Origin of the sequence: Peribacillus sp. NPDC096540 (genome assembly GCF_050278525.1) — a bacterium.
Classification (GTDB): domain Bacteria; phylum Bacillota; class Bacilli; order Bacillales; family DSM-1321; genus Peribacillus.
In genome coordinates, this window is sequence record NZ_JBNNTG010000029.1 from 61,672 (window position 1) to 72,584 (window position 10,913).

Sequence of the window (10,913 nt, forward strand, 5' to 3'; positions counted from 1 at the left end):
CCCTCCATAATGTATGTTATTTCTTTTGGAATAGCTGCTGCAAAACTGATGGATACATGCCATGTTCCGTTTCCTGAATCCTTATTTGGAGACTGTCTCTCGTATCTCCTGCAAGAATCGGTACAGTCTTTTGTGCAATGATTGGGCCCGTGTCCATTCCATCATCGACATAATGAATCGTGACCCCGGTTTCATCCACTCTAGCGTCAAAAGCCTGACCAATTGCATCCTTGCCTGGAAAATTAGGCAAAAGTGAAGGATGAATGTTAACGATTCTGTGTGAATACTGCTGTAATAATGTCGGCCCAATTAAACGCATATAACCAGCTAAAATAATAAATTCAACCTCATGTTGACGAAGTTTCTCTAAAATTTCCGTTTCAAACTCAATCTTACTTGAATACTTTTTCGCTGAAAAAGAGAAGGTTCTAATATTCTCAAGCCTAGCTCTTTCAAGCACATACGCATCTTCACGATCGCAAACAACAAGGCAGATTTCCGCCTCCAGATTTCCATCTTTAATTGCGTCAGCAATTGATTGGAAATTACTTCCGTTACCTGATGCAAAGACTGCGAGTCGCTTCATTGTTTAAACGACACTCCATTTCCATCCACAATCGTTCCAATAACTGAAGCCTGTTCACCGCATGACTGTAGATGAGCAACCACAGCGGCCGCATCCTCTTTTTTCACGACAGCCGTCATGCCAATCCCCATATTGAAAATATTGAACATTTCCTCTTGAACAAGGTTCCCTTTTTCTTCAAGGAACGAGAATACAGGCGGAATCGTCCAGCTTCCAAGCCCGATTTCAACACCGCAACCTTCAGGAAGAATACGAGGAATATTCTCGATGAATCCTCCACCCGTAATATGGGCAAGTCCCTTAACTTCAAACTTTTCAAGTGTGGACAAAATGGACTGGACATAGATTTTTGTCGGTTTCAATAATTCATCGCCTAATTTGCAATCAAACTCCGGTACGAATTCATGTAGATCCATTCCTGAATCTTCGAGAAGGATTTTACGAACTAGAGAATATCCGTTACTGTGAATACCACTTGAAGCAAGCCCAATAACAACATCACCCGCCGAAATTGTCTCACCCGTAATTAAGCGTGATTTTTCAACAGCTCCAACAGTAAATCCTGCCACATCATACTCTTCCGTTTCGTACATGCCTGGCATTTCCGCCGTTTCACCACCGATTAAAGCGCAACCTGCCTGTTCGCAGCCGTCTGCAATCCCTTTGACTATCATTTCTATCCGTTCAGGATCCGCTTTACCGCAGGCAATATAATCTAAAAAGTATAAAGGCGCAGCGCCCTGAACGACAACATCATTGACGCACATAGCTACACAATCGACCCCAATAGTATCATGTTTATCCATCATGAAAGCGAGCAGAAGTTTTGTCCCGACTCCATCCGTTCCTGAAATTAGCACAGGCTCTTTAAGGTTCAGGGAAGACAAATCAAACATGCCTCCGAAACCGCCCAGTCCATTCATTACCTCCGGACGAAATGTGCGCTTTACATGTTTTTTCATTCGATTTACCGCTTCATAACCAGCCTCAATATCGACACCAGCCTGCTTATATGCATTAGCCATTTGAAATCCTCCTCCGAAAATCACTCTTCATTTCCGACATTATTAACATTTTGCTTTTTCTCGTTCGTAATCAAAAATTTCTGTCGGATAATTTCCGGTGAAGCAAGCTAGACATGAACCGCGCGTTTCTCCAGGAAACGGACGACCAATTGCTTCGACCATACCTTCGACACTTAAAAAAGTTAATGAATCAGCACCAATAATTTCACGTATTTCCTCCACCGATTTAGAGTTCGCGATTAATTCTTCCTTTTTCGACGTATCAATACCATAAAAACATGGGTTTTTAATTGGTGGTGAGCTGATTACAACGTGAACTTCTTTTGCTCCTGCATCTTTTAGCATGCGGACAATCCTTCTGCTCGTTGTTCCACGTACGATTGAATCATCAACCATAACGACCCGTTTACCCTCTACGACCCCTCTTACTGGTGAAAGTTTCATCTTCACACCTTGTTCACGTAGACTCTGTGACGGCTGAATAAATGTCCGGCCAACATAACGGTTTTTAATTAAGCCCATTTCATAAGGAATGCCTGCAGCTTCAGCATAGCCAATTGCCGCAGAAATGCTTGAATCAGGAACTCCAGTGACGACATCGGCTTCAATCTTCGCTTCAAGTGCCATTTGCTTGCCAAGATTTTTCCGAGCTGTATGAACATTAATTCCATCAATGTTGCTATCCGGACGGGAAAAATACACATATTCCATCGTACACATTGCATGTTGACTTGAAAGCGAAAAGTATTCGGATGTAATGCCCTCATCAGTAATGACAACAAGTTCACCCGGTTCAATATCACGGACGAATTCCGCTCCTACGATATCAAGGGCGCATGTTTCAGATGCAGCGAAATACGCATTGCCTATTTTCCCTAGGGAAAGTGGACGGAAACCATGCGGATCCCTTGCCAGAATCATTTGGTTTTCTGTCATGATGACGAATGCATAAGCACCCTTCAACATGCTTAAACTGCTTTTCACAGAATCTCTCACATCGGAATAACCAGAACGTTTTATCAAATGTGCTAAAACTTCCGTATCCGATGTCGTTTGAAAGATGCTGCCCTGTCCTTCTAGCTGTGCTTTTAACTGGCGAGCATTGACGATATTCCCATTATGAGCGAGAGCCAGCCCCCCTGTATGTGAATTAAACAAGAAAGGCTGAACATTTTGATACCCGCCGCCGCCTGCCGTTGTATAACGGACATGGCCGATCGAGGCTTTTCCTGAACCGGAAAGTTCCTGCATTTTTTCAGCTGTGAATATCTCAGTGACAAGACCCTCACCCTTCGAGATAGACATCTGCTCACCATCCGTAACCACGATGCCTGCTCCCTCTTGACCACGATGTTGTAAGCTATGCAACCCGTAATAAGCAAGCTGTGCTGCATCGGGATGTCCCCAGACTCCAACTACGCCACACTCTTCGTTTAGGCTTCTTATTTCAGCAAGCATGGTATAGCTCCCTTCCAAGCTGTTTGTAACTCTTCGACGTCTGCTACCAATACCTTGTTTTCGCCGCCTGCCGTCACTACTAATTTATTATCCGCTGTTACTGAACCAATACAAACGGCATCTTCAACTAGTGCTTCAAAAGCCGCTTGATTTTCAGGACTTATAGATAGTAAAAAGCGTGATTGCGTTTCACTAAACAGTTCTGATACGAGTTCTCCAGATAAATTTACTTTTGCTCCAAGGTTACTTGCTCCGAATAGAGATTCAGATAAAGCAACTGCCAAACCACCTTCAGCAAGGTCATGAGCTGATGAAACAAGTCCTGTTTGAATTGCTGAAAGAATTTGCTGCTGACGCTTTTGTTCAACAATTAAATCAAGTTCTGGGGCACGCCCAAATATTTTTCCTTCGAGCATTTTTTGTAACTCACTGCCCCAAAATTCCACTTTCGCTTCGCCGACCACATAAATCAAATCTGATTCATTTTTGAACGTTTGCGTTGTGATATGTTGAAGATCGTTTACTAGGCCCACCATCCCAACTACAGGTGTTGGATAGATTGCTTCCCCATTCGTTTCATTGTAAAGAGAGACATTTCCCCCAATTACAGGCGTATTTAATCTTCGACAAGCTTCACTCATGCCGTCTGCCGCTTTTTCCAATTGCCAAAAGATTTCAGGTTTTTCTGGATTTCCAAAATTCAAGCAATCTGTAATTGCTAGAGGTTCTGCACCTGAACAAATAATGTTACGAGCCGCTTCAGCTACTGCGATTTTACCGCCTGTTTCAGGATCCAAGTAAATATAGCGGGAGTTACAATCCGTCGTCATGGCAAGGGCCTTATTTGTGCCCCGGACACGTACAACCGCTGCATCTGATCCAGGTGACACGACTGTATTCGTTCGGACCATGTAATCATATTGGTCGTATACCCATTCTTTACTCGAAATTGTCGGTTGCTGCAATAATGCCAAAAGGGTTTCTCTGTAATCTTCAATGTCTGGCACTTCTGCTGTCATGCTTTGGAAGTCACGGAAATATTGCGGTTCTGCAGATGGCTTGTTATAAATTGGAGCTTCTTCAGCCAATGCATCAACTGGAACCTCAGCAACGACTTCACCCTGATGAGAAAGTGTTAGGTTTTTATCATCCGTTACTTCACCAACAGCGACCGCTTCTAGGTCATATTTCGTAAACAAGTCAACGATTTCCTGTTCGCGTCCTTTTGTAACAACGATCAGCATCCGCTCTTGTGACTCAGAAAGCATCATTTCATATGCTGTCATTCCCGTTTCACGTTGCGGTACCAAATCAAGGTTCATTTTTATTCCAGAGCCAGCTTTACTCGCCATCTCAGCAGATGAGCTTGTAAGACCTGCTGCTCCCATATCTTGAATACCAACAAGAGCATCATTTTGAATTAATTCAAGGCATGCTTCTAGAAGCAGTTTCTCCATGAAAGGATCACCTACTTGTACGGCAGGCCGTTTTTCTTCTGAAGACTCCGACAACTCTTCAGAAGCAAATGTTGCTCCATGAATACCATCACGTCCTGTTTTGGCACCCACATACATCACTGTGTTGCCTACTCCATGTGCTTGCCCTTTTTTAATGTCCTTATGATCGATTAAACCGACACACATTGCATTAACTAGAGGATTTCCTTCATAAGATGGATCAAATTGAATTTCTCCACCTACAGTTGGAATTCCGATACAATTTCCGTATCCTGCAATCCCAGCAACCACTTCTTTAAATAAATATTTCACACGATCATTCTCAAGCTCACCGAAGCGAAGCGAGTTCAACATCGCAATGGGACGGGCACCCATGGAGAAAACATCACGGATAATACCGCCGACACCAGTAGCAGCACCTTGATAAGGTTCAATTGCCGATGGGTGGTTATGACTTTCTATTTTAAAAACAACTGCCTGATTGTCACCGATATCGACAATACCCGCTCCTTCACCAGGACCTTGAAGCACTTTCTCCCCAGTAATCGGGAATTTCCTTAAGATGGGTTTTGAATTTTTGTAGGAACAATGCTCTGACCACATTACCGAAAACAATCCAGTTTCCGTATAATTCGGCAGTCTGCCTAAGATTTTCTCCACCATTGCAAATTCTTCATCAGATAGTCCCATACTTGCATATAAACGATCCGATTTAATTTTTTCCGGACTTGGTTCAAGCTGTAATAACATGTGATTCCCTCCAGTTTTTTACGATGGATTGAAAAATCTTTAAGCCGTCTTTACTGCCAAGCAGCGAATCAACAGCACGTTCGGGATGAGGCATCATTCCGAGGACATTTCCTTGTTCATTTGTAATTCCCGCTATTTGCTCCAAGCTTCCGTTTGGATTTTCACCATCATAAGTGAACAAGATGCGGTTATTTTGTTTTAATTCAGCCAATGTTTCATTATCACAGTAGTAATTTCCTTCACCATGAGCCACTGGTACCGTAATCGTTTCATGTAATGAATAGCCTGTTGTAAACATGGATTGATTATTTTCAACCTTCAATCCTACATTACGGCAAATGAATTTCAAGCCATCATTACGGCGCATTGCTCCAGGTAAAAGGCCTGCTTCAAGTAAAATCTGAAAACCATTGCAGACGCCAAGAACAGGCTTTCCTGCTTGAGCTGCTTTTACAACTTCCGCCATTACATTGGAGAAACGGGCAATTGCACCTGTGCGAAGATAGTCTCCGTAAGAGAAACCGCCTGGAAGGAGAATCCCATCATATTCATCTAGATTGTCTGTGGAATGCCAAACATACTCCACTTCTTCCCCTAGTGCATCTTTTATCGCATGGTACATGTCGACATCACAATTGGAACCAGGGAAAACTATGACAGCAAATTTCATTGGGTGATAACCTCCTCAACATCATAACGGTAAGATTCAATTACCGTATTGGCTAATAGTTTTTCACACATTTCCTTCACCAGCTGATCCAAATCACGGTCCGTATCTTCAATTGTGAGTTCAATGTATTTCCCCACGCGTACATCACTTACTTCGTTATAAGTTAAACTGTGAAGTGATTGCTGAACTGCTGCTCCCTGTGGATCTAATACACTTTCGCGTAATGTGATATATACCTTAACCTTATACATGTTGAATACCCTCCAACTTTGCTAGAATTTTTCCATAAGCGTCTGTTAAACTACCTAAATCACGACGGAATACGTCTTTGTCTAATTTTTCGTTCGTTGCTACATCCCATAAACGGCACGTATCGGGCGAAATCTCATCAGCCAGGAGAATGGCTCCATCCGGTGTTTTACCGAACTCTAATTTAAAGTCAATCAATTTAATGTCCATCTCTTTAAATAAGGTTGTTAAAACCTTATTAATTTCTTGAGCTTTTTCTTTTAAAATGGCTACGTCTTCCTTGCTTGCAAGTTCTAATTCTTCAATATGGTCTTCTGTTAACAGAGGATCACCGAGTTCGTCATCTTTATAATAAAACTCAACGAGCGTTTTCTTCAGTGGTTGTCCTTCTTCAATTCCCGTTCTTTTAGAAAAACTGCCAGCAGCCGTATTTCGAACGACCACTTCAAGAGGAATAATAGAGACCTTCTTAACTAGCTGCTCTCGGTCGGAAAGCTTTTCAATAAAATGGGATGGAATATTTTCTTGGGCAAGCTTTGAAAATAGTAAGCTAGTAATTTGATTATTTAACTTACCTTTTCCAGTAATCTCTGACTTCTTTTCACCGTTAAACGCTGTTGCCGAATCCTTGTATTCCACCCATACTATTTCACTGTTGTCCGTTGCATAAATCTGTTTCGCTTTTCCTTCGTACAGCAATTCTCGTTTTTCCATCTGTCCAGACCCCCACATTGTGAATATTATGAATCTTCTTGTTATTAGTTAGGCTTGGCAAACATATCAACTGCTTAGGATGGTATGTTTGCCGCCTTTATTTTTATAAACCTAAACGATCAAAGATTACATCAACATTTTTCAGATGATGTGTAGGATCGAAACAATCATCAAGTTCTTCTTTTGTAAGCAAGCTTGTGATCTTATCATCCTTTTCAATCAGGCTTCTGAATGGAACCTGAAGCTCCCATGCTTCCATCGCTTTCGGTTGTACAGTGTCATATGCTTCTTCACGGACAAGACCTTTATCGATAAGGGATAGCAGCACACGTTGTGAGAAAATCAATCCAAGTGTACGGTCCATATTACGTTTCATATTTTCTGGATAAACAGTTAAGTTTTTCACGATGTTGCTAAAGCGATTCAGCATATAGTTTAAAGCAATTGTTGCATCCGGCAAGATGATACGCTCAGCAGAAGAATGCGAAATGTCACGTTCGTGCCATAATGCTACATTCTCATATGCTGTCATCATGTAACCACGGATTACGCGTGCCATTCCTGTCATATTTTCAGAACCGATTGGATTCCGTTTATGAGGCATCGCTGAAGATCCTTTTTGTCCTTTTGCAAAGAACTCTTCGACTTCACGTGTTTCACTTTTTTGTAAGCCGCGAATTTCCACTGCGAATTTTTCAATGGATGTCGCAATTAAAGCCAATGTGCTCATATAGTGAGCATGGCGATCACGCTGCAATGTCTGTGTTGAAATAGGCGCTGCTTCAAGGCCCAATTTTTCACAAACGAATTTTTCAACGAACGGGTCGATGTTAGCATATGTTCCGACAGCCCCAGAGATTTTTCCAACCTCTATGGTTTTTCTTGCTTCGTCGAAACGTTCGACATTGCGTTTCATTTCTTGATACCAAAGAGCAAGTTTCAAACCAAAAGTAGTCGGTTCTGCATGAACTCCATGTGTACGTCCCATTTGGACCGTATATTTATGTTCTTTCGCTTTGTTTTTCAGAATCTCAACAAAGTTATTCAAATCCTTCGAAAGGATATCATTCGCTTGTTTAATCACATATGAAAGGGCTGTATCAACCACATCCGTAGAAGTTAATCCGTAATGCACCCATTTCCGTTCTTCACCTAATGTTTCGGATACGGCACGTGTAAAGGCAACCACGTCATGACGTGTATCTTTTTCAATTTCATTGATCCGATCCACATTAAACGTTGCATTTTCACGAAGAAGTTGTACATCTTCTTTTGGAATTACACCAAGTTCAGACCATGCTTCACAAGCTAAGATTTCCACTTCCAACCACGCGTTAAAGCGGTTAGTTTCTGTCCAAATATTTCCCATCTCAGGGCGGGTATAACGTTCAATCATTTTACTTCCTCCGTTTCAACCTGTTGATTCCATATTTTGCTTTGATTACTTTCTAAAAGAGCTTCCTCAATCGTTGGACGTAAAATATTCACATGCCCCATTTTCCGTTTCAACTTGGCTTCTTTCTTTCCATAAAGGTGAACCTTCCAATCTGAAAGCTTTGGAATTTCATCCAATAAAGGTTCCATATGTTCACCTAGAATATTTACCATTACTACTGGCTTCAATAATGCCGTATTTCCGAGCGGCCAATTGCATACAGCACGTATATGCTGTTCGAACTGTGACGTCTCACACGCTTCCATTGTATAATGACCAGAGTTATGAGGCCTTGGCGCAAGCTCATTAATGATGATCTCATCCTGATCGGTTAAAAACATCTCAACAGCCAATGTCCCTATTAAACCAAGTTTCTCCGCAAGCTGTAAGGCCTCTTGAATCGCCTTCTGCTCAGCCTGATGACTGATACGAGCAGGGACAATACTTTTATGAAGGATATTTTCAACATGAATATTTTCCGCAATCGGAAAATGACATGCCTCACCATTTGTTTTACGCGTCACGATAATTGAGATTTCTTTTACGAAAGGGATCCAGGCTTCTAGCACACATACACCTGTTTGGAGCAGGGTTTCTGCCTTTCTAATATCGGCTTCTTCCTTAATGACCAACTGCCCTTTTCCATCATAACCGCCCCGCGTCGTTTTTAACACACTAGGGTACCCTATTTTTTCTATATGAAGATAAATTTCTGAAATATCCTGTATTTCCTGATATGGAGCAACCGATGCTCCTGCATTCGATATGGCTTTTTTTTCAGTCAGGCGATCCTGTGTAAGCTTTAATAATTCCGACCCTTGTGGAAGAAACGCATGTTGCTTTAACCAATCTAGAGCGTCTGAACTGATATTTTCAAATTCATAGGTTATGACGTCACTGACATCCGCTAATCTTTTCAATGCATCAATATCATCATAAGCACCAGTGATCTCAATATCTGCCACTTGCGCACATGGACCATCTGTAGTTGGTTCAAGAACTGCTATTCTAAAGCCCGATGCCTTAGCCGACAAGGCCATCATTCTGCCTAATTGCCCACCGCCAATGATTCCAATGGTCTGACCCGGTAAAATGATTGTATTATTTAAGTTGTTCACTGCTCTGTAACACCTTTTCTCTGGTTTCGTCTCGTAAAGCCTCTAATCTATCAGCAATTTTAGAATCGAAAGCAGCTAATATCTGAGCTGCAAACAAACCAGCATTGACTGCTCCAGCTTTCCCAATTGCCACCGTCGCAACAGGTACGCCACCAGGCATCTGAACAATCGATAATAACGAATCCATACCATTTAACGCCTTCGATTGAATAGGCACGCCAATCACAGGGACAATCGTTTTCGCTGCTGTCATACCAGGAAGATGAGCTGCCCCACCTGCACCAGCAATAATCACTTTAAGGTCTCGCTCTTTTGCACTCTCTGCATATTCAAATAACAAATCCGGCGTACGGTGGGCGGAAACGACTCGTTTTTCATAAGGAATCTCGAGCTGTTCCAATGATTCACATGCATATTTCATCGTTTCCCAATCTGAGACACTTCCCATAATAACCCCAACTTGCGGCTTCATATCATCTTTCCCTCCAACACTCATATTAAGACGTCCTGAGTATGCAGATGGACGCTTATAATTATCTATATCATGTAAATTAAAAAACCGGGCAGATCGCTTCCTCATAGAGAAAGCAATCTGCCCGGAAGAAAGCCTTTGAAAAAAACACAAAAAGACTTGGCTAGTTTCCGAATTAGTCAGATGCTTTTCTCATAGTCCAATGATTTACGGTCATTAGGTAGATACTTTTGGGCCATATCCCCAGGATTATATGAGATGTATTAATCTAACTTCATCTTACCTTTACGCTATTTTAATGTCAAGATAAAATCGAATATTTTTACATGATATCAAAAAAACGTTCGTGTTTTACTCGATTAATTTCGCTTCGAATACGATTTTTCTATTAACTGGCTCATAATGAACCTTTCCATTCTCGATTCTTTCGGCAAAAATAGGTTCTTCCGTTCGTCTTACAGGAAAGTAACCTGCTGCTTTAATTCGATCTAGACATGCATCAATTGTTTCTCCATCTATAACTTCAAACTTTTCCTTGCTCTTCTTACTCACAAAACCGTTCCTTTCCCGAATTCTATATTATTTACCTTCCTTCTCATCATACTTCGCTTATATTCATTAATAAATTCTCCCTAGTATAATGAAAAGAACAGATAAAGGCAAGATTTATTCCTGAAGAAATCCATCGCTATTTTAACAAATTAATAATCTTAATATTCAAAAAATAAACACAAGGTGGAAAAAGATTATTTCTGGAATCACACCATCCTGGTTAATCGGCATGACGACTTCCTGATTATCATCCCTAGTTCTTTTTTTCGATACCCTTTCCCATTATATAAACACAAAAAAGACCAGCCAGGATGGCTGATCTTTTCAAAATGGCTTGGCGGCGTCCTACTCTCACAGGGGGAAACCCCCAACTACCATCGGCGCTGAAGAGCTTAACTGCCGTGTTCGGAATGGGAACGGGTGTGAC

General features: G+C 41.6%; 11 protein-coding genes, 1 rRNA gene and 1 riboswitch. All 12 genes read right to left on the reverse strand.

The window, feature by feature from the left end:
• Positions 1-16: 16 nt before the first annotated feature.
• Entirely contained in the window at positions 17-586 is a 570-nt protein-coding gene (purN, locus tag ACQKMR_RS21450) for a phosphoribosylglycinamide formyltransferase (protein ID WP_427699142.1), read from the reverse strand.
• Positions 583-1,611, reverse strand: coding sequence for a phosphoribosylformylglycinamidine cyclo-ligase (gene purM / locus ACQKMR_RS21455; protein WP_201183241.1), 1,029 nt, complete (start codon positions 1,609-1,611; stop codon positions 583-585). Before purM ends, purN begins: the two co-directional genes overlap by 4 nt.
• Before the next feature lie 42 nt (positions 1,612-1,653).
• The gene (gene purF, locus ACQKMR_RS21460; protein ID WP_427699143.1) at positions 1,654-3,069 is read right to left on the reverse strand and encodes an amidophosphoribosyltransferase; all 1,416 of its coding nucleotides are present in this window, start codon (positions 3,067-3,069) and stop codon (positions 1,654-1,656) included.
• Positions 3,054-5,276, reverse strand: a complete 2,223-nt coding sequence (gene purL, locus ACQKMR_RS21465) for a phosphoribosylformylglycinamidine synthase subunit PurL (RefSeq protein ID WP_427699144.1) — start codon at positions 5,274-5,276, stop codon at positions 3,054-3,056. Before purL ends, purF begins: the two co-directional genes overlap by 16 nt.
• A complete protein-coding gene (purQ, locus tag ACQKMR_RS21470; protein WP_427699145.1) occupies positions 5,260-5,946 on the reverse strand; it encodes a phosphoribosylformylglycinamidine synthase subunit PurQ in 687 nt (228 codons plus the stop codon). Before purQ ends, purL begins: the two co-directional genes overlap by 17 nt.
• The gene (gene purS / locus ACQKMR_RS21475; RefSeq protein ID WP_098177030.1) at positions 5,943-6,197 is read right to left on the reverse strand and encodes a phosphoribosylformylglycinamidine synthase subunit PurS; all 255 of its coding nucleotides are present in this window, start codon (positions 6,195-6,197) and stop codon (positions 5,943-5,945) included. Before purS ends, purQ begins: the two co-directional genes overlap by 4 nt.
• A complete protein-coding gene (gene purC, locus ACQKMR_RS21480; protein WP_427699146.1) occupies positions 6,190-6,909 on the reverse strand; it encodes a phosphoribosylaminoimidazolesuccinocarboxamide synthase in 720 nt (239 codons plus the stop codon). Before purC ends, purS begins: the two co-directional genes overlap by 8 nt.
• A 103-nt stretch (positions 6,910-7,012) precedes the next feature.
• On the reverse strand, positions 7,013-8,305 hold the full coding sequence (purB, locus tag ACQKMR_RS21485; protein WP_427699147.1) for an adenylosuccinate lyase: 1,293 nt from the start codon (positions 8,303-8,305) through the stop codon (positions 7,013-7,015).
• Positions 8,302-9,462, reverse strand: a complete 1,161-nt coding sequence (purK, locus tag ACQKMR_RS21490) for a 5-(carboxyamino)imidazole ribonucleotide synthase (RefSeq protein ID WP_427699148.1) — start codon at positions 9,460-9,462, stop codon at positions 8,302-8,304. The genes purB and purK overlap by 4 nt, the downstream gene beginning before the upstream one ends.
• Positions 9,446-9,934 carry a 5-(carboxyamino)imidazole ribonucleotide mutase gene (gene purE, locus ACQKMR_RS21495; protein WP_053344200.1) on the reverse strand — a complete coding sequence of 163 codons (489 nt, stop codon included), beginning with the start codon at positions 9,932-9,934 and terminating at the stop codon, positions 9,446-9,448. Before purE ends, purK begins: the two co-directional genes overlap by 17 nt.
• 175 nt (positions 9,935-10,109) lie before the next feature.
• A riboswitch (purine riboswitch) is annotated at positions 10,110-10,211 on the reverse strand.
• 74 nt (positions 10,212-10,285) lie between these two features.
• A complete protein-coding gene (locus ACQKMR_RS21500) occupies positions 10,286-10,486 on the reverse strand; it encodes an NETI motif-containing protein (RefSeq protein ID WP_056522824.1) in 201 nt (66 codons plus the stop codon).
• A gap of 332 nt (positions 10,487-10,818) precedes the next feature.
• Positions 10,819-10,913: ribosomal RNA gene (rrf, locus tag ACQKMR_RS21505) — 5S ribosomal RNA — on the reverse strand; the annotation flags it as partial.